Consider the following 19067-nt stretch of genomic DNA (forward strand, 5'->3'; position numbering starts at 1 on the left):
TCGCGCGGCGGTCACGGACGCAGCGTGCGCTCCGTGTCCCGCTTGTCGAGCTTGGCATCCGCCTTCGCGAGCGGCCTGGCCTTCGCCGGGTCCTCCTGGACGGCGGCCGAGGCGACGCCCGCCCATGTCAGGATCGTGGCGGTGGCCTTCGCCTTCTCGTCAGCGGCGAGACGGGCGACACTTGCGCCGTGGTTGGCGCCCGGCGCGGTGTAGACGTAGCTGTCGCGCGCGCCCGCACCGAGACGGAACGGTTCGGCGCTCCACGGGTCGTTCTGGCCGTTGACGAACATCATCCGGGTGGCGTTGTGGCGCACCCAGGTGTCGACGTCCTTCATGACCCACGGCTTGAACCGCATCGGGATGTCACGCGGCACGAAGTTCCGCGGCGGCTGGTAGCCGTAGCGGCTCAGGCCGTCGAGGTGCGGCTGCTCGATGTCGGGGGAGCCCAGCTCGGTGCCCGCCTGGTAGTAGTACGGCGTGTAGGTCGAAAGACCCTGGTCCGCGTAGGCGGAGAAGCCCGAGATCGCGTCGATGCTGTCCCAGATCTCCTGGTTCGTGGCGGTGGCCGCGGCCGGGATCGTGTCGCAGTCGGCGAGCAGGCTGTACTGCCAGAACGCCCACACGTAGTCGAGGACGACGGCCTCGAAGGCGCGGTCCAGGCCGCCGACGGTGTCGAACGTGAGCTTGTTGTCCGCCGCGTACTTCTCGTACACGGCCTCCAGCGGCTCACGGCGCACGAGGGCCTCGCGCTGCACCGCGTTCAGCCTGTCGCGGCACTCCTTGGTGCCGACGTTCTCGAAGAAGCGGTCGTAGGCGCTGTCCTCGTTGTTGACGACGTCGTTGGGTGCGACGTAGGCGACGACACCGTCCATGTCGCGCGGGTAGTGGCGCTCGTAGTACGTGGCGGTCATGCCGCCCTTGGAGCCGCCGGTGGACAGCCACTTCTTGGTGTAGATCTTCTTCAGCTCTGCGAAGACCCGGTGCTGGTCGCTGGCGGCCTGCCGGATGTCCAGCGTCGACCAGTCCGCGGGAGCGGGCCGCGACGGCGTGAAGAAACGGTACTCCAGGGAGACCTGGTTGCCGTCGATGATGGTCGTCGGCTCACTGCGGCGCGGCGTGGTGGACACGTTGTAGCCGGAGGTGAAGAAGACGGTGGGGCGATTGGTGTCCTTGTGCAGCAGGGTGATCCGCTGCTTGAAGGTGCCCTTGTCCGGGCGCCGGTGGTCGACCGGCTGTGTGTAGTTGAGGACGAAGAACCGGTAACCCGGGTACGGCTTCTCCTCGATGAGACTCATGCCCGGAATCGCCAGGATCCGGTCCTTGATGTCCGTGCCGGCCGTCGGCTCGGCGGCGGTCGCCGCACCGGCCGTCGCTCCGGCCGCGCTCACGGTGCCTATGAGCACCACCAGCGACAGCAGCCATCTGAACGCCTTGCGCATTCACCCTCCCCTGAAGATCTCCCCTTGAGATCAAACGGTCGCGGTGAACCTAGCGGTGCCAACACCGGGCCCGCCACCCCCAGTTGGCCGCGGGGTGGCTGACCAAGGAGCGCTCAGCACAGGATCCAGCCGGTCGAGCGAGAGGTGCCGGAGACGGAACCGGTGGCCTTCACGCAGCGGCCGCGTGCCGGCACGGTGACCGGCCCGGCCTGGCGCCTGAAGCTCCCGCTGTCCGTCTCCGCACGGTCGCCGCGCACCTGGAGGGAGACGGACATGGGCCGCCTGGCGCCGGGGTTCCTGGCGAGGGTGACGGCGCAGACCTGCTGCCTGTTCTGGTAGACCCTCAGCTCCCCGGTGGCGAAGGAGAGGGACTTCGCCAGGCGTCCGGCGCACGGCGCCGCCGCCTGGGCGGTCTGGAGACCTGGGCCCGCCAGCGCCATGGCGGACGCGGCCGTCAGCACGGCGAGCGCCCGGGCGGCCCGCCGTACGTGCTTGTTCCCGTTCCCCACCCGACCGACCACGTCCGCTCCCCACTGCCACTGCTCCGTACAGGCGTACGACGCACACATGGCGGGATTGGTTGCGATGGGCCGCGTCGGGCCTCGCGCGGGCTACTGCGTGCGGGCCGCGCGGCGGCGCATGGCGACGACGACGCCGGTGCCCGCGACCACAGCCGCTGCCGCGCCGGCCGCGACCGGCAGGGCCGAACCGGAGCCGGTGGAGGCCAGGTTGCCGCCGGTCGTGGCCGATCCGGTGCCGCCGCCCGTCGACGAGGAGGAACCGCCCGCCGAGGCCGATCCGGTGCTGCCACCCGTCGAGGAGGAGGAACCGCCCGCGCCGCCGGAGCCGCCCGTCGCGGAGCCGCCGCCCGACTCGGAGCCGCCGCTGCCGCCGGAGCCGCCCGTGGCCGATCCGCCGGTGGCCGATCCGCCGCCCGACGTCCCGTCCGCCGCCTCGACGACGATCTCGGCCGTGTCGTTCGCCGCGCTCTTGTCGAACGGCCGCGGTCCGCCGGTGAGCGCCACCGTGCCCTTGGCCCCGGGCATCAGCTTCTCCACCTTCAGCCGGAAGGTGAGCCGCTCGACGCGGTCCTCCTCCACCCAGTGGTTCCAGCTGCCGCAGGTGAAGCGCCGCGGATCGTCGGTGGCGTTGCACAGGTCGGCGACCCTCGCGGCCTTCGTGCCGGCCGGGAGGGTGACGGTGACCTCGTGCGCGGGGATGCCCGCCTCACTCAGCACCCAGCCGGGCCCGGCATTGCGGAACGACAGCTCGGCGGAGACCGTGTCCCCCGCGCGTGCCTTCAGCCGCGCACCCGTCACCTGGAAGTCGGCCGTGCTGTCCGCGTTCACCGGCACGGTGACCAAGCGCTGCGAGAAGCCGGCCCCGTCGGAGGTCTGCTTGACGAGTTTCTGCGCCGGTCCCGTGCCCCGCACGGGCTGGGCGCCGCTGTCGCCGGGCCCCTCGCCGTAGCGCGCGACGGACACGTGCACCACGTCGTGCAGCGCCCAGTCCTGGGCGTTCAGCGCGAGCGGCTTCTCGGGCGCGTACACCGCACCCGCCTCGATCGGCTGCACGTACTCGCACTGCGCCATGGAGTTACGCGGCGACTCGTCGGCCGAAGGGATGTCGTAGCGCACGCAGTTGGAGGGCAGCTCGGTGTGGGCGAGGCCCTGGGTGACGGCGTACGTGAGCCAGACCTTGTCCAGCGCTTCGGTGCCCTCGTTCCGGAAGGTGACCGGCAGCTCGAAGCCGCTGCCGGGCTTCACCCCCTCGACGGGCGCGATCGGCCCCAGGACGAGTCCTTCGCCGTCCTGCGCGGCGGCGGGCACGGAACCGAGGGCGATCAGGGCTACGGCGCTCGCCGCGCCGAGGCCGGCACGGCGGCGGGCACGAGATGTGGGCATGAGGTCCCTCTGCACAAGACGGTGAACGGACGCGAACGCACCGTTGAACGCGTTCGGTACGCAAGACAGCCGCCCGTACCGAAAGGTTGTACGTGCCCGGCACCCGCCCGTCACACGGTCGCGGGCTCGTCCTCCCCTATGAAGGTGCGCCACAGGGCGGCGTAGTGGCCGTCGCGCGCGAGGAGTTCGTCGTGCGTGCCGTCCTCGGCGACCCGCCCGTGGTCCATCACCACGACCCGGTCCGCACGGGCCGCGGTGGTGAGCCGGTGCGCGACCACCAGCGTGGTGCGGCGGCCGGTCAGCCGGTCCGTGGCCTGGGTGACCTGTGCCTCGGTCGCCAGGTCCAGGGCGGCGGTCGCCTCGTCGAGCAGCAGCACGTCGGGGTCGACCAGTTCGGCGCGGGCGAGGGCGATCAGCTGGCGCTGTCCGGCCGAGAGATTGCGCCCGCGCTCGGAGACCTCGTGCAGGTAGCCGCCGTCGAGGGTGGCGATCATGTCGTGCGCGCCGACGGCCCTGGCCGCGGCCTCCACCTCGGCGTCGCTCGCTCCGGGCCGGCCGTAGGCGATGGCGTCGCGGACCGTGCCGGAGAAGAGGTACGCCTCCTGGGGGACGACGCCCAGCCGGTGCCGGTAGGCGGTCAGGTCCAGCTCGCGCAGGTCGTGGCCTCCCCCGGGGCCGTCACCCCGGTCGCCCGGGGAGGAGTCGTCGAGAGTGACCGAGATGCGGCCGTCGGTCGGGTCGTAGAATCGGGCCACGAGCTTGACCAGCGTGGACTTGCCGGCACCGGTCTCCCCGACGAACGCGACGGTCTGCCCGGCCGGGATGCGCAGGTCGATGCCGGTCAGCGCCTCCTCCTCGTCGCCGCCGGAACCGTAGGCGAACGACACGTTCTCGAAGGCGATGTCGCCGCGCAGCTTGCGCACCTCGCGCGGCCGTTCCGCGGTGGCCGTCGACGTCGGCTCCCGCAGCAGTTCCTGCACCCGGCCCAGCGACACGGAGGCCTGCTGGTAGCCGTCGAAGACCTGCGAGAGCTGCTGCACGGGCGCGAAGAAGAGGTCGATGTACAGGAGGTAGGCGACGAGCGCACCCGTGGTGAGGGTCCCGGCCTCCACCCGCCCCGCGCCGACGATCAGCACGGCCGCGGCCGCCACCGACGACAGCAGCTGGACGAAGGGGAAGTAGACGGAGATCAGCCACTGGCCGCGGACACGGGCCTCGCGGTAGCTGTCGCTGCGCGCCGTGAAGTCGGCCACGCCGTCGCGCTCGCGCCGGAACGCCTGCACGATCCGCAGCCCGGAGACGGACTCCTGGAGATCGGCGTTGACGACGCTGATGCGCTCACGGGCCAGCTCATAGGCCTTCACGCTCTTCCTGCGGAAGAAGTACGTGCCGACGATCAGGACCGGCAGGGTGGCGAACACGACGAGGGCCAGCTGCACGTCGATGACGACGAGCGCGACCATGATGCCGAAGAAGGTGACCACCGAGACGAACGCGGTGACCAGTCCCGTCTGCAGGAACGTGGACAGCGCGTCCACGTCCGTCGTCATCCGGGTCATGATCCGGCCGGTCAGCTCCCGCTCGTAGTAGTCGAGGCCGAGCCGCTGGAGCTGGGCGAAGATCTTCAGGCGCAGGGCGTACAGGACCCGCTCGCCGGTGCGTCCCGTCTTGCGGATCTCGCCGGTCTGGGCGGCCCACTGGACGACGACGGTGCCGAGCGCGAGGAGGGACGCCGTCCACACCGCGCCGAGCGCGAGCTGTTCGACGCCCTCGTCGATGCCCTGCCGGATCAGCACGGGCAGCAGCAGGCCCATGCCCGCGTCGACGGCGACGAGCAGCAGGCTGACCAGCAGGGGCAGGCCGAAGCCGCGCAGGAGCGATCGGAGCCGGCCGCCCTCCCCCGCACGGTCGCCGGCCGGTTCGGCCCGTACGGCCCGTGCCTCGTCGATGTCGGGGGTGTCCGTGGCCGGGGGAAGCGCCTCGACCTGGGCGAGCAGTTCGGGAGTGGCGCTCGCGTCCTCCTTGGCCTCCCTTGCCTCCTCGGCTCGTTCGTCGCGCACCCACAGCCGGCGGGTGATGCCACGCTCGGCGTCGAACTCCGCGTCCAGTTCCTCCCGCACGGTGCGGTCCTCGTCCGGCTCGGGCGGGGCCTGCGGAAGCACGTGGCCGGGCGAGACGCCGCCGAGCTCGTCGGGGTCGGTCAGCAGCCGGCGGTAGAGCGCGGAGCGCTCCTGGAGCTCCTCGTGCGTGCCGATGTCGGCGAGCCGGCCCCCGTCCAGGACGGCGATCCGGTCGGCGAGGCCCAGAGTGGAGCGGCGGTGGGCGATGAGCAGGGTCGTCCGGCCCGCCATGACCTGCCGCAGCGCTTCGTGGATCTCGTGCTCCACGCGGGCGTCGACGGCGGAGGTGGCGTCGTCCAGGAGGAGCAGGCGCGGGTCGGTGAGGATCGCGCGGGCCAGCGCGACGCGCTGGCGCTGGCCGCCCGAGAGGGTCAGTCCGTGCTCACCGACCTTGGTGTCGTAGCCGTCGGGCAGCTCGGCGATGAACCGGTCGGCCTGGGCGGCGCGGGCGGCCCGGTCGATCTCGTCCTGCGTCGCGCCCGGCCTCCCGTACGCGATGTTCGCGCGGACGGTGTCGGAGAACAGGAAGCTGTCCTCGGGCACGATTCCGATGGCGGACCGCAGCGAGTCGAAGGTCAGCTCCCGCACGTCGTGGCCACCGACGAGGACGGCGCCGCGCGTGACGTCGTAGAAGCGCGGCAGCAGGAGCGAGACGGTGGACTTGCCGCTGCCGGACGCCCCGACGACCGCGACGGTCTCGCCGGGCCGGATCTCCAGCGAGAAGCCGTCCAGGACCGGCCTGCCGTCCGCGTAGGCGAAGCTCACGTCGTCGAACTCGACGCTCGCCTCGGCGTCCGCCGGCAGCTCCTTCGTGCCCTCACTGAGGGACGGCCGGGTGTCGATGAGCTCCAGCACCCGCTCCACACCGGCCCGTGCCTGCTGACCGAAGGTGAGCACCATGGCCAGCATCCGGACCGGTCCGACGAGCTGCGCGAGGTACGTCGAGAAGGCGACGAACGTGCCGAGCGTGATCTCGCCCTTCGTCGCCAGCCACCCGCCGACCGCGAGCATGGCCACCTGGCCGAGCGCCGGGACGGCCTGCAGGGCGGGCGTGTACCGCGCGTTGAGCCGGATCGTCCGCAGCCTGCCCGCGAACAGCTTCCGGCTCGCCTCGCGCAGCTTCCCGGTCTCCTGCTCCTCCTGCCCGAACCCCTTCACGACCCGCACGCCCGACACCGCCCCGTCGACGACTCCGGCGACGGCCCCGGCCTGGCTCTGCGCGTACCAGGTGGCCGGATGGAGCCGGGTACGGCTGCGCTTGGCAATGATCCACAGGGCGGGGGCGACGGCGAGGGCGATCAGGGTGAGCGGCAGGGACAGCCACGCCATGATGGCCAGGGAGATCGCGAAGAGCAGGAAGTTGCCGATGGTCATCGGCAGCATGAAGAGCAGGCCCTGGATGAGCTGGAGGTCGCTGGTCGCCCGTCCGACGACCTGGCCGGTCGACAGCTCGTCCTGGCGCCGCCCGTCGAGCCGGGTGATCGTGCCGTACATCTCGGTGCGCAGGTCGTGCTGGACGTCGAGCGCGAGCCGGCCGCCGTAGTAGCGGCGGATGTAGGTGAGGACGTATACCGCGAGGGCCGCGGCGATCAGCAGACCGGTCCACACGGCGAGTCTGGGGGCACCCCCGGACGAAGTCTGAGGGAGGGACTTCGCCCCGATGACGTCGTCGATGACGACCTTGATGATGAGCGGTACGAGCGCCATGACGGCCATGCCGCCGAGCGAGGACCCGAGCGCGAGCACCACGTTGCGCCGGTAACGCCAGGCGTAACCGGCCAGACGCCGCGCCCAGCCGTCCTCTTTTCGAGCCGCCGCAGCCACCTGGGCCTCCCCGTCCGCATACTCGGATCTCGCTGATCCCGACGATCTGATCTTCCGGAAGGCACCAACGCGGACCGGAACGGATTTCATCCCTCCGCAACAAATCCCCGTCCCTGGTCCTAGGACCGCCCGGACGCGGGACGGGCGCGCCCACGCCACGAAGAGCACCGGCTCCGGCCTTGACCTCAATCATGCTCGAGGTACCAGGATCGCGGTCATGGACATCACCCAGATGCGGCTCGAGCTGCGCGCGCTGACCGACCGGGCCGAGATCACCGACCTCCTCGCCCGCTACCTCCGCTCCCTGGACGAGGACGTCCTCGACGAGGAGTGGGCCCGCGCCTTCCACACCGAGGACGTCACCGCCGAGATGCCTGTGGGCACGGTCCACGGACGCGACGCCGTGCGGGCGACGGTCGCCCGCGCCATGGCCCTGTTCGACCGGACGGTGCACCTGGGCGGCAGCCCCGTGATCGAGATCGACGGCGACCGGGCCACGGCCCGCGGCCCGCAGTTGAGCACCCACGTCCTGGCGGACGGCTCGGAGGACGTCTTCGTCTCCGCCGGCCTCTCCGAGACGGAGCTGGTCAGGACGGCGGAGGGCTGGCGCATCTCGGCGACGGCCCTGCGCGTCGTGTGGACGCGGGGGACCCCGCCGCGTCTGCCGGAGGGACTGGGCCCGCAGGCAGGCACCGGTTCGCCGGACACAGCCGTGGGTAGTCACTGACGGCGCCCGGCGGGCATCGCCCGGGCCCTTGCGAGGGAGGGGACATGCCCGACGCTCCGCCGAGCCGTGGTCATCTCAGCGGCCAGCTGTACGCGACCCTCCGGGCGCTGGAGGCTCTCGGCGCCGCCCACCGGAAGCTGGAGGAGTTGCGGCCGAACGACAAGGTGTGGACCAGCCCGCTGAAGTGGCTGCCGGGCATGCTGGGCGAGGCGGGTGACCACCTGGTCCGGGCCCGGCGCCGGGGACGCGCGCACGGCGCGGCGGCCGACGAGCTGTTCCGGGCCATACCGGACTGCCTCCCGCCCAAGGGAGAACTGCCCGGCTTCCTCTCGGACGGGGAGCCGGACAGGTTCGACGAGGGGTACCGCCTGCGGATGGCCGCGTACACGGCCGCTCACGGCGCACTGCTGGAGTGATCGGCCAGCGCCTCACGCGTCCCGGCGCATCAGCCGCCGGCCGCCCGCCCACAGGGCCGCCGCCACCCACAGCACCAGGACGCCGGTACCGGTCCAGGGGCCCAGCGGGCCGTCCGGCTCCTGGAGGAGGATCTGCTGCCCGGCCCTGTCGGGCAGGAAGTCGACCCAGCCGCCGCCCTGCGACACGTCACCGAGGACGAACGACAGCATCAGCAGGAACGGGATGAGGATGCCCATGACCGCCGGGGCACTGCGCAGCAGAGCGGCGAGCCCGGCGGCGAGCAGGGTGATCAGCGCCAGATAGAGCCCGCACCCGACAACCGCCCGCAGCGCCCCGGGTGCGCCGATGCCCACGCCGTCGTCGCCGAGGAGCGTCTGGCCCAGCGCGAAGCAGGCCGCGCTCGTGGCCAGACCGACCGCGAGCGACAGCAGTCCGACCACCGCGATCTTGCCCGCCCAGAAGACACCTCTGCGCGGAACGGCGGCCAGCGAGACGCGGATGCCACCGTCGCGGTACTCACCCGCGACGGCGATCGAGCCGAAGCAGACGGCCGCGATCTGGCCGAAGTTGAGACCGAAGAACGACGAGTGGACAGGATCGAACCCGGGCTCGGACAGCTCTTCGGCGCTGAACGTCGCGCACATCAGGGCCGAGAACCCGACGGTCGCCGCGAACACGGAGGCGAGCGTGAGGCACTGGGAGCGCACGGTGCGGATCTTCAGCCACTCGGAGCGCAGGACGGGCCGGACGGACAGGGTGGCCGGGGCGCTCAGGGTGGTCGGGGTGGTCGCGGCGGGAACGACGGACATGGTTCATGCCTCCTGTACGGCCGGGGCGGGGCGGGTGGCGGCGTACTCGGCCTCGTCGGCGGTGAGCGCGAGGTACGCGTCCTCCAACGAGGGCTCCTCGGCGGCGAGTTCGAGGATCGGGATGCCTTCCCGTGCGGCGAGCGGCCCGATGTCCTCGACCCGCGCGCCGTCGACGGCCCACCGGCCGTCCTCCCCTTCGACGGGGGCGAGCCCCCTGCCGGTGAGGACGGCCCGCAGCCGCGCGCCCTCCGTCGTGCGCAGCCGCACCCGCGGGGTGGTCCAGGCGTCGACGAACTCCCGCATCCCGGTGTCCGCCAGCAGCCGCCCCCGGCCCAGCACGACGAGATGGTCCGCGAACGACGCCGTCTCGCCCATCAGATGGCTCGAGACCAGGACGGTCCTTCCCTCCCGGGCCAGGTCCCTCATCAGCCCGCGGATCCAGATGATGCCCTCGGGGTCGAGGCCGTTGGACGGTTCGTCCAGCACGATCACCGCCGGGTCGCCGAGCAGCGCCGCGGCGATCCCGAGCCGCTGGCGCATGCCGAGGGAGAACGTCCGGATCCTGCGCCGGGCGACGGACGCGATCCCGGTCCGCTCCAGGACGTCGTCCACCCGCGCCGCCGGAATGCGGCCCGCCGCGGCGAGGATGCGCAGATGGTCGCGGGCGGTCCGCGCCCCGTGCGCGGCCTGCGCGTCGAGCAGCGCGCCGACGTGCCGCATCGGCTCGTCGAGCGCCGCGTAGGGACGCCCGCCGATCGTGGCCGTTCCCGAGGTGGGCCGGTCCAGGCCGAGGACCAGGCGCATGGTGGTCGACTTCCCGGCGCCGTTGGGCCCGAGGAAGCCGGTGACACGACCCGGCCGGACAGTGAACGTCACGCGGTCCAGCGCGCGCCGCCCGCCGTACTCCTTGGTGAGGTCTGTGATGTCGATGCTGGTCATGGCAGCAAGCCTGGCCGGGCGGCGGGTGGCCGGGCCTCCCTCGCCCGTGGAGATCCTCTCCCCCGTGCGGGGGAGCCTCGGCCCCCGGAGCCGCTGGCACGATGGCGGAATGCTCCGCTTCCTCCGCCCGCTGACCCGGCGTGTCACCTACACCCGCTGGCTGCATCTCCTCATCAGCACCCTCGTGATCGGCGTGTGGCTCTTCATCACGGAGGACGCCCTCTACGTGCCGGTGATCGCGCTCGCGCTGCTGGGTTTCCTTCCGGCGATGCGGCTGGTCGAGGGCCTCCAGGCAAGGCTGCTGCTGTCGCCGTACGGGTACAAGGACGACGCCTCGGGCATCGCCGTGTCCTCGTCGACGACCTGGGCGGACCGGTGGCGGACCGTGCTGTGGCTGGAACTCCGGCTCGGCCTCGGGATGCTGACCGGCCGGGCCACGGTCCACCTGCTCGGGCTCTCGTTCGACCTCGCGCTGCAGGCGGGCGGCGGCAGCGCCGACTCGGGTTCACTCGTCCCCCTGCCGGCCGGCGACGGCCACTGGTGGTACGCGCTGCTCGTCCCCGTACCGATCGCACTCCTCCTCGCCTGCGTCGTCGGGCTCGGCGAGCTGATCGCCTTCCTCGCCCGCCGGCTGCTGGGCCCCTCGGCGGCGGAACGTCTCGCCGCCCTGGAGGAGCGCACCGAGCAACTCCTCGAACGCAACCGCATCGCCCGTGAACTGCACGACTCGATCGGGCACGCGCTGACCGTGGCGGTGGTGCAGGCGGGTGCGGCACGGGCGGCGGGGAACGCGGAGTTCACCGAGCGCGCGCTCTCCGCGATCGAGGAGACCGGGCGCAGTGCGCTGGAGGACCTGGAACGCGTGCTGCTCGTGCTGCGCGAGTCCGGGCAGCCCGTCGGCAGCCGCCCCACGCTCGCCGACGCCGACCGGCTGCTGGAGTCGGCGCGCGCGTCCGGCGCCGAGGTGGACGCCGAGGTGACCGGACCGCTGACGCAGGTGCCGGGGCCGGTGTCCCGGGAGGGCTACCGCATCGTCCAGGAGGCCCTGACCAACGTCCTGCGGCACGCGGGTCCGGTGCCGACGCGCGTGCGGATAGCCGTCGCGGACGGCCGGCTCGAGCTGGAGGTGCACAGCGCGCTCGCCGGGCCCGTCGCCCCTGTCGCGACGGGCTCCCGCGGCAGTGGTCTGCGCGGCATCCGGGAGCGGGCGGCACTGCTCGGCGGGGAGGCGACGACGGGTCCGCACGAGGGCCGGTGGAGGGTGCGGGTGGGGCTGCCGCTGGACGGCCTACGCTGAGCGGGTGCCGATCACCGTACTGATTGTCGACGACGAACCACTCGTACGGGCGGGCCTGCGTGCCGTGCTGGAGGCGCAGCCGGACATCGAGGTGGCCGGCGAGGCCGCCGACGGGGCGGCCGTCATCCCGCTGGTACGGCAACTGCGGCCGGACGTCGTCGCGATGGACGTCCGGATGCCGCTGCTCGACGGCATCGAGGCGACCCGCGCGGTCCTGCGGACCGTCGACGACCCGCCCAAGATCCTGGTGGTCACGACGTTCGAGAACGACGAGTACGTGTACGAGGCGCTGCGCGCGGGCGCCGACGGCTTCCTGCTCAAGCGGGCCCGCCCGGCCGAGATCGTGCACGCGGTGCGGCTGGTCGCGGAGGGCGAGTCGCTGCTCTTCCCCGCGGCGGTCCGCTCGCTGGCCGCCGAGTACGGGACCACGGCGGCACGCTCGGCGATGGAGCGGGCCGCCCTGACGGACCGCGAGGCGGCAGTGCTGCGGCTGATGGCACGGGGCATGTCCAACGCGGAGATCGCCGCGCAGCTGGTCGTCGGCACGGAGACCGTCAAGACGCATGTGAGCGCCGTGCTGGCCAAACTGGGGGCGAGGGACCGGACGCAGGCGGTCATCGCGGCGTACGAGTCGGGGTTCGTCACACCGGCGTGAGCGATGAGATCCGGGTCGCGGCCGGGGGTCCCGAACTCGCCGAGCGTCCCGAGACCCGGCTGTGGCTCACCGTCGGGCTCCCTGAGGAGCGGGGCCGCTGGGTGGTGGCGCACGAGCACCACTCGTTCGCCGACACGACCTGACGGGCGCTCCGGAGACGAGCCCGGCCCCGCCGGCCCGGGGACAGTGGGCGGCGGGGCCGGGAGCCGCGGGTCACGCCGCGTGCGTCACAGGTGCGTCGGGGCGAACATCCGCAGCAGGGCGGGGAGCACGACCACCGAGGGGCCGGGCTGCGCCAGGGCCTTGGCCAGGTCCTCGGACAGCGTCTCGGGGCTCGTCCGGGTCGCCGGGACGCCGAAGGACTCCGCCAGCGCGACGAAGTCCGGGCGCGCCAGTTCCGTCGCCGTGGCCTGCCCGAACGCGTCCGTCATGTACTCGCGCAGGATGCCGTAGCCGCCGTCGTCCACGATCAGCCAGGTGACCGGCAGGTCGTACTGGCGGGCCGTGGCCAGCTCGGCGATCGAGTACATCGCGCCGCCGTCGCCCGAGACGGCGAGTACCGGGCGGGTGGGGTCGGCGACGGCCGCGCCGAGCGCCGCCGGGAAGCCGTAGCCGAGGCCGCCGGCGCCCTGGGCGGAGTGCATCGTGTTGGGCCGGCGGGCGTCGAAGGCGGACCATGCCCAGTACGCGAGGATCGTCATGTCCCAGAAGCTGGGCGAGTCGTCCGGCAGGGCCTCGCGCACGGAGGCCAGGACCTGCTGCTCCAGGGTCAGTTCCTGGGAGTCGATCCGGGCGCGGACCGCGGCGAGGACCTCGCGCACGGCGTCGGCCGCCGACGGGTCGCGGCGGTCCTCCACCGTCTCCAGCAGGGCCGACAGCGCGAGGCGCGCGTCCGCGTGGATGCCGAGCCCGGCGTGGTTGGACTCCAGCTTGCCGAGGTCGGCCTCGATCTGGATCACGCGGCCGCGCGGGGCGAACGTGTGGTAGTTCGAGGAGAGTTCGCCGAGGCCCGAGCCGACGACGAGCAGGACGTCGGCGGACTCCAGGAAGTCGGTCGTGCGGCGGTCCTCCAGCCAGGACTGGAGGGACAGCGGGTGCTCCCAGGGGAAGGCGCCCTTGCCGCCGAAGGTGGTGACGACCGGCGCGTCGATCTTCTCGGCGAGCGCGCGCAGCTTGCCCGAGGCGTCGGAGCGCACCACGCCGCCGCCGGCGATGATCACGGGGCGCTCGGCGGTGGACAGCAGGTGGGCGGCCACGGCGGTCAGTTCGGGGCGCGGCACGACGTCCTCGGGCGTGGCGTCCACCGCCGTGACGACCGGCACAGCGGTCTCGGCGAGCAGGACGTCCTGCGGGATCTCGACCCACACGGGTCCGTGCGGTGCGGTCAGCGCCGACTCCCACGCCGCCGCGATCGCCGACGGGATCTGCGAGGCGGTGCGAACGGTGTGCACGGACTTCACGATGTCGCGGAACGACGCCTGCTGGTCGCGCAGTTCGTGCAGGTAGCCGTGGCGTCCGCCGCCGAGCCCGGCCACCGGGATCTGGCTGCCGATCGCCAGCACGGGCGCCGATGCCGCGGCGGCCTCCTGGAGCGCGGCCAGCGACATCAGCGCGCCGGGGCCGGTGGACAGCAGCAGCGGCGCGGCCTCGCCGGTGACGCGGCCGTAGGCGTCGGCGGCGAAGCCCGCGTTGTTCTCGACGCGCAGCCCGACGTAGGTCAGGCTCGAGCGGCGCAGCGCGTCGAACATGCCGAGCGCGTGCTGCCCCGGCAGCCCGAAGACGGTCGTCGCCCCGAGGCCCTGCAGGGTCTCGACGACGAGGTCGCCGCCGTTGCGCCCGGCGGGCGGGTTCAGCGCGGCCTCGGTCTGCGCGGCGGTGGGCCGCAGGACGAGGTCGTGGTCGTGGGTCACCGTGGCGTCCTTAGCGTCTCGATCGTTGCGTACGTCTGCCTCCGGGCGCGTGCGCCCGGCGTAGGGCCTTCCGGCCTCCCGGCTCGACGTTACGCGCGCGCCCCGGCCGGCAGGCCGGTGCCGGTCCCGGTGACGGGACCGGCGGCGCGGTCACTTCGCGGTCTGCTCCGCACCGGAGGCCCGGTTCGCGGCGATCTGGCGCGACATGATCGTGGTCAGCTCGTACGCGGTGTGCGAGGCGGCGACCGCGGTGATCTCGGCGTGGTCGTACGCCGGGGCCACCTCCACCACGTCGGCCGAGACCAGGTTGCAGGAGGACAGGCCGCGCAGGATCTCCAGGAGCTCGCGGGAGGTCATGCCACCCGCTTCGGGGGTGCCGGTGCCGGGCGCGTGCGCCGGGTCGAGGCAGTCGATGTCGATGGAGATGTAGAGGGGCCGGTCGCCGATGCGCTGGCGCAGCTGGTCGGCGACCTCGTCGGCGCCACGGCGGTAGATGTCGGACGAGGTGACGATGCCGAAGCCCATCTTCTCGTCGTCGGTCAGGTCCTGCTTGCCGTACAGCGGGCCGCGGGTGCCGACGTGGGACAGCGCCTCGGTGTCGAGGATGCCCTCCTCGACGGCCCGGCGGAACGGCGTGCCGTGGGTGTACTCGGCGCCGAAGTACGTGTCCCACGTGTCCAGGTGCGCGTCGAAGTGCAGCAGAGCGACAGGGCCGTGCTTCTTGGCGACCGCGCGCAGCAGCGGCAGCGCGATGGTGTGGTCGCCGCCGAGCGTCATCATCCGGGCGCCGGTGGCGAGCAGGTCGTCGGCCGCGGCCTCGACCGTCTCGACGGCCTCGTTGATGTTGAACGGGTTCGCCGCGATGTCACCCGCGTCGGCGACCTGGGCGAGCGCGAAGGGCGAGGCGTCCTGCGCCGGGTTGTAGGGGCGCAGGAGCCTCGACGCCTCACGGATGGCGTTGCCGCCGAAGCGCGCGCCGGGGCGGTAGGAGACCCCGGAGTCGAAGGGCACGCCGACCACGGCGACGTCGGCGGTGCCGACCTCGTCGAGCCGCGGCAGCCGGGCGAACGTGGCGGGTCCGGCGTACCGCGGGATGCGGGACGAGTCGATCGGACCGCGCGGCTGCTCGTTGCTGCTCATGTGTGATGCCTTCCTTCTTGCGCTCCGATGCGCATTCACCCGTTTGGGGATGGTTTATCAGACTTTAGCTGTGGACCGGGGCGGGCTCGGCGGCCGGGGCCTCCGGCTCGGCCTCGTCGCCACCGCGGCCGGCCAGCCGCTCACGCCAGTTGGCGAGCACGACCGGGTCGGTGGGCCGGGTGACCAGGCTGACGACCACGTACGCGGCGAGCGAGGCCAGCAGTCCGTAGTAGACGGGCTGGTTGGCGAGGATGCCGTAGGCCGCCATCAGGCCGACGACCGAGAGACCTCCGACGGTCACCGCGGCCAGCGCGCCCTGCACGGTGCCGCGCTTCCACAGCAGGCCGCCGAGGATGGGCACCAGCAGGCCGCCGACGAGCAGGTTGTACGCGACGGTGAGGGCCTGGACGACGTCGTTGAGGGCGATCGCGATGAGGACGACGGCGACACCCATGATCAGGATGAAGACGCGGTTGCCCTTGACCTCGTCGTGCTCGCCCTCCGCCTTCTTCGCGGTGAGACCGCGCAGCCGAGACCAGATGTCGTTGTTGGCGACCGTGGCACAGGCGATGAGCGCGCCGGAGGAGGTGGACATGACGGCGGCGAGCGCGGCGGCCAGCACGAGGCCCCGCACACCCATCGGCAGCTCGTCCTTGACGATGGTGGCGAAGGCGTCGTCGGCGCTGGGCAGCTTCGGGTAGAGCACCTTGGCGGCCGTGCCGATGACGGCGCCGGCCAGGGCGTACGCGAGACAGTACGTACCGGCGACGGTGCCGCCCCACTTGGCGACCTTGTCGGTGCGGGCGGTGAAGACCCGCTGCCAGATGTCCTGACCGATGAGCATGCCGAAGGTGTAGATCAGGACGTACGTGAAGATCGTCTCGCCGCCGATGCCGAGCGGCTCGAAGTACGCGGTCGGCAGCGCGGCCTTCATCTCGGCGAAGCCGCCCGCCTTGACGACGGCGATGGGCAGGAGCAGCAGCAGTACGCCGATGGTCTTCACCACGAACTGCACCATGTCGGTGATGGTGATGGACCACATGCCGCCGAGGGTCGAGTAGGCGACGACGATCGTGCCGCCGAGGACGATCGCGGCGCTGCGGGGGAGGTCGAAGAGGACGTCGAAGATCGTGGCGTAGGCGATGGTCGAGGTGACCGCCAGCATCAGCGTGTACGCCCACATGACGACGCCCGAGATGACACCGGCCTTGCCGCCGTAGCGCAGGTCGAGCATCTCGGAGACGGTGTAGACCTTGAGCCGGGCGATCCGCGCGGAGAAGAAGACGGACAGCGCGAGCAGGCCGAGGCCGATGGTGAAGACCATCCAGGCGCCCGAGAGTCCGTACTTGTAGCCGAGTCCGACGCCGCCGATGGTGGACGCGCCGCCGAGGACGATGGCGGCCATGGTCCCGGAGTACATCCAGGGTCCGAGGCGGCGGCCCGCGACCAGGAACTCGCTCTTGGACTTGGCGCGGCGCATGCCCCACCAGCCCATCGCCAGCATGCTGGCCAAATACAGGACGATCACTGTGTAGTCGACGGCCATGGGGCCCTCCTCTGCTCACCTCGGTGGCGTGTCGTGCGGGGAAAGGTGCCAGGGCCGTTCGCGGGGACATCCGCCCGTACCCGCTGCCGCTGGATGGCACGACAGTAGGTGGCCGGAAAGCGACGCTGAAGTGTACGTTTCCTCCACTGTTCCTACGATGGGTGTACGAAGGGTCCACGGTCATGTCCGCACAGGAGCCCGCATCCACCCCACCGGCGCCCCCGGTCCCGCTCGCCGCACTGCTCGCCCGCCGGGACCTCGGGCTGCGCCTGCTCGCGGGTCCCGAGGACGCCGCCCTCCACTGGGTGCACACCTCCGAGATGGCGGACCCCTATCCGTACCTCCTGGGCGGTGAGCTGCTGATGACGGCGGGCGTGCAGCTCAGCGACCCGGCTCGGTACGTGGAACGGGTCGTGGAGGCGGGCGCGGCGGCACTCGGCTTCGGCGTGACACCGGTGTACGACACCGTCCCGGCGGAGCTCGTCGAGGCGTGCACACGGCACGGCCTGCCGCTGATCGAGGTGCCGCCGCAGACGCCGTTCACGGCGGTGGCCAGGGCGCTGTGGCGGCTGATGGCCCAGGCCCGCCTCCAGGAACTGCGCCGGGTGACCGAGGCCCAGCAGTCACTGGCGACGGCGGCGGCCCGGCCCGCCCCGGTCCCGGCGGTGCTCGGCGCACTGGCCTCGCGGCTCGGCGGACGTGCCGTGCTCTTCGCCCCGGACGGTACGGAGTCGGCGGCGGCGGGCCGGTCGATCCCCGACGCGGCGAGCCGGGCCCTCGCGGATCTGGCGGGCGTGGTGGGCCCGCGCCCCGGCGGACCGGCGACGGCGAGCGGGAACAGCGGCGGGCTGCGGCTCGCCGCGTACGCACTCGGCAGTGCCGACGGCCTCACGCTCGGGGTGGCGTCGGAGCACCACGAGCCCGGGAACCACACGATCGCGGGCGTGGCGGTGGTTCTGCTCTCCCTGCTCACGGCCCCGCGGCAGGCCGCGGACTCGGCGGTACGCGACGCGGCCCTGGTCCGTCTGCTCGTCGGCGAGGCCCCGGCCGACACGGCGCGCATGCTGGATCCGGGCCCCTGGACGGTGGTCCACGCCCGGGGCGGCGACGGGACCCCGTTCGCGGCGGCGGCGCTGGCGGCGGCGCTGGGCACCCCCCTGTTCGAGACACCGGAGGCCACGGCGGTGCGGCTGCTGCTGCCGGCGAGCACGGCCGTCGTGGCCCAGCCCGACTGGACGCTCGGGGTCAGCGCCCCCGTCGAGGCGCGGGACCTCGCCGCCGCCGACACGCAGGCGGCCCGTGCCGTGCGCCGTGCGCTGACGACCCGCAAACCCCTGGTGCGCCACCGCGACGCGGGCCCGTTCTCCGCCGACGCGGCCCGCGCGCGCCTGGCCCCGCTCGCGGGCTCCCCCGCGCTCGTCGAGACGCTGCGGACCTGGCTCTCGCTGCACGGCAGTTGGGACCGCACCGCCGCCGCCATGGGCATCCACCGCAACACGGTCCGCCAGCGCATCGCGCGCGTCGGCACCCTGCTGGACGAGGACCTGGACGATCCGGACGTCCGGATGGAGCTGTGGTTCGCGCTGCGGCACGGGTGAGAAGCCGGACGTCCACGGATCCGTGGGAAGCCCACCACGAACCCTTGCCAGGACTGTCGGGACAAAGCCAAGTCCCTTGAGGGCCAGGTGTGTTGGAATTTCCGCATGACCATCGCCCCTGACGGCACCACCCGGTCCACGCCGGACGAGCCCGCCCGCCGCCTGCGCGCCGAGATCACGCGGCTGCGCGAGGAAGCGGAGCGGCAGCGCAGGCTCGCCCACCGCAGGGCGGAGTTCTGGACCAAGGTCGACATCGCCCTCGGCTTCCCCGCGGCCCTCCTCGCCGCGACGGCCGGCGCCACGGGCCTGGCCACGGCGAACGCCCGCGTGCCCGCGGCGCTGGCGGCCCTCGCCGCGGCCGGTTTCGCGGCGGGCGCGGGCTTCCTCCGCAGCGACAACCGCCGCAGAGCCAACAAGCGGGCCCGCCACGCGTGGGCGGCGACGGAGGGCCGGGCCACGGTGAAGCTGACGCAGGAACACCTGACCCACGAGGACCTGGCCGAACTGCTGGAGTACCGTCAGGCGGCCCTCGTGGCCTACGACGGCGACGAGCCGTCGGCCTGAGCGCGCCGCGAAGGCGGTCCGGTCACCCGGCGGCGAGCCGGAAGCGCCCGCAGACGATCTCGGTGCCGGGTCCGGTCCTATGCCCCACGCCGGCCCAGTAGTCGGCGTGCCGCAGCCCGTCGAACCTGTCCCACCTGGGCGGTGAGCGCAGTCACCAGGGACAAAGCGCCCCTTCGGG

16 protein-coding genes are annotated in these 19067 nt (G+C 72.7%); 7 read left to right on the forward strand and 9 right to left on the reverse strand.

Going from position 1 to position 19067, the window contains the following annotated elements; genetic code table 11:
- Nucleotides 1-11: 11 nt before the first annotated feature.
- The 4 genes from HW130_RS19570 to HW130_RS19585 all read right to left on the reverse strand — a co-directional run bounded on the left by HW130_RS19570 (nucleotide 12) and on the right by HW130_RS19585 (nucleotide 7377).
- Nucleotides 12-1439, reverse strand: coding sequence for a S28 family serine protease (locus tag HW130_RS19570; protein ID WP_177150919.1), 1428 nt, complete (start codon nucleotides 1437-1439; stop codon nucleotides 12-14).
- Nucleotides 1440-1552: 113 nt separating this feature from the next.
- A complete protein-coding gene (locus HW130_RS19575) occupies nucleotides 1553-1879 on the reverse strand; it encodes a hypothetical protein (protein ID WP_177150965.1) in 327 nt (108 codons plus the stop codon).
- A gap of 171 nt (nucleotides 1880-2050) precedes the next feature.
- Complete coding sequence (locus HW130_RS19580; RefSeq protein WP_177150920.1) at nucleotides 2051-3343, reverse strand: hypothetical protein; 1293 nt, start codon at nucleotides 3341-3343, stop codon at nucleotides 2051-2053.
- Between the two features lie 110 nt (nucleotides 3344-3453).
- Nucleotides 3454-7377: an ABC transporter ATP-binding protein gene (locus HW130_RS19585; RefSeq protein ID WP_375256553.1), complete on the reverse strand. Its 3924-nt coding sequence runs from the start codon at nucleotides 7375-7377 to the stop codon at nucleotides 3454-3456.
- A gap of 127 nt (nucleotides 7378-7504) precedes the next feature.
- On the opposite strand from HW130_RS19585, the gene HW130_RS19590 reads away from it, so the two are divergent.
- Together HW130_RS19590 and HW130_RS19595 are read left to right on the forward strand one after the other, a co-directional pair.
- The gene (locus tag HW130_RS19590; protein ID WP_177150922.1) at nucleotides 7505-8014 is read left to right on the forward strand and encodes a nuclear transport factor 2 family protein; all 510 of its coding nucleotides are present in this window, start codon (nucleotides 7505-7507) and stop codon (nucleotides 8012-8014) included.
- 44 nt (nucleotides 8015-8058) lie between these two features.
- On the forward strand, nucleotides 8059-8430 hold the full coding sequence (locus HW130_RS19595; protein WP_177150923.1) for a hypothetical protein: 372 nt from the start codon (nucleotides 8059-8061) through the stop codon (nucleotides 8428-8430).
- A 12-nt stretch (nucleotides 8431-8442) separates the two neighbouring features.
- Here the strand turns inward: HW130_RS19595 and HW130_RS19600 are convergent, their stop codons facing one another.
- Together HW130_RS19600 and HW130_RS19605 are read right to left on the reverse strand one after the other, a co-directional pair.
- Nucleotides 8443-9240 carry an ABC transporter permease gene (locus HW130_RS19600; protein WP_177150924.1) on the reverse strand — a complete coding sequence of 266 codons (798 nt, stop codon included), beginning with the start codon at nucleotides 9238-9240 and terminating at the stop codon, nucleotides 8443-8445.
- A gap of 3 nt (nucleotides 9241-9243) precedes the next feature.
- Entirely contained in the window at nucleotides 9244-10179 is a 936-nt protein-coding gene (locus tag HW130_RS19605; protein WP_177150925.1) for an ATP-binding cassette domain-containing protein, read from the reverse strand.
- Nucleotides 10180-10288: 109 nt separating this feature from the next.
- Here HW130_RS19605 and HW130_RS19610 point away from each other — a divergent pair, with 109 nt between their 5' ends.
- From HW130_RS19610 to HW130_RS19620, 3 genes are read left to right on the forward strand one after another with little or no spacing between them, the layout of a single operon-like run.
- Nucleotides 10289-11476 carry a sensor histidine kinase gene (locus HW130_RS19610; RefSeq protein ID WP_177150926.1) on the forward strand — a complete coding sequence of 396 codons (1188 nt, stop codon included), beginning with the start codon at nucleotides 10289-10291 and terminating at the stop codon, nucleotides 11474-11476.
- A 4-nt stretch (nucleotides 11477-11480) separates the two neighbouring features.
- Nucleotides 11481-12131, forward strand: coding sequence for a response regulator transcription factor (locus tag HW130_RS19615; protein WP_177150927.1), 651 nt, complete (start codon nucleotides 11481-11483; stop codon nucleotides 12129-12131).
- Nucleotides 12128-12274, forward strand: a complete 147-nt coding sequence (locus HW130_RS19620; protein WP_256356185.1) for a hypothetical protein — start codon at nucleotides 12128-12130, stop codon at nucleotides 12272-12274. The genes HW130_RS19615 and HW130_RS19620 overlap by 4 nt, the downstream gene beginning before the upstream one ends.
- A gap of 84 nt (nucleotides 12275-12358) precedes the next feature.
- On the opposite strand, the gene HW130_RS19625 is transcribed toward HW130_RS19620, so the two are convergent.
- The 3 genes from HW130_RS19625 to HW130_RS19635 all read right to left on the reverse strand — a co-directional run bounded on the left by HW130_RS19625 (nucleotide 12359) and on the right by HW130_RS19635 (nucleotide 16727).
- On the reverse strand, nucleotides 12359-14041 hold the full coding sequence (locus tag HW130_RS19625; RefSeq protein WP_177150928.1) for a thiamine pyrophosphate-binding protein: 1683 nt from the start codon (nucleotides 14039-14041) through the stop codon (nucleotides 12359-12361).
- Between the two features lie 150 nt (nucleotides 14042-14191).
- Complete coding sequence (gene speB / locus HW130_RS19630; protein WP_177150929.1) at nucleotides 14192-15181, reverse strand: agmatinase; 990 nt, start codon at nucleotides 15179-15181, stop codon at nucleotides 14192-14194.
- 64 nt (nucleotides 15182-15245) lie between these two features.
- Nucleotides 15246-16727 carry a sodium:solute symporter gene (locus HW130_RS19635; protein WP_177150930.1) on the reverse strand — a complete coding sequence of 494 codons (1482 nt, stop codon included), beginning with the start codon at nucleotides 16725-16727 and terminating at the stop codon, nucleotides 15246-15248.
- Between the two features lie 182 nt (nucleotides 16728-16909).
- Between HW130_RS19635 and HW130_RS19640 the strand changes: the two genes are divergently transcribed.
- Both HW130_RS19640 and HW130_RS19645 read left to right on the forward strand, forming a co-directional pair.
- Nucleotides 16910-18325 (forward strand): PucR family transcriptional regulator, encoded by a 1416-nt coding sequence (locus HW130_RS19640; RefSeq protein WP_177150931.1) that lies wholly within the window; start codon nucleotides 16910-16912, stop codon nucleotides 18323-18325.
- A gap of 105 nt (nucleotides 18326-18430) precedes the next feature.
- Nucleotides 18431-18889, forward strand: coding sequence for a hypothetical protein (locus HW130_RS19645; protein WP_177150932.1), 459 nt, complete (start codon nucleotides 18431-18433; stop codon nucleotides 18887-18889).
- Nucleotides 18890-19067: the final 178 nt, after the last annotated feature.

This window comes from Streptomyces sp. PKU-EA00015 (genome assembly GCF_013387495.1).
Classification (GTDB): Bacteria; Actinomycetota; Actinomycetes; order Streptomycetales; family Streptomycetaceae; genus Streptomyces.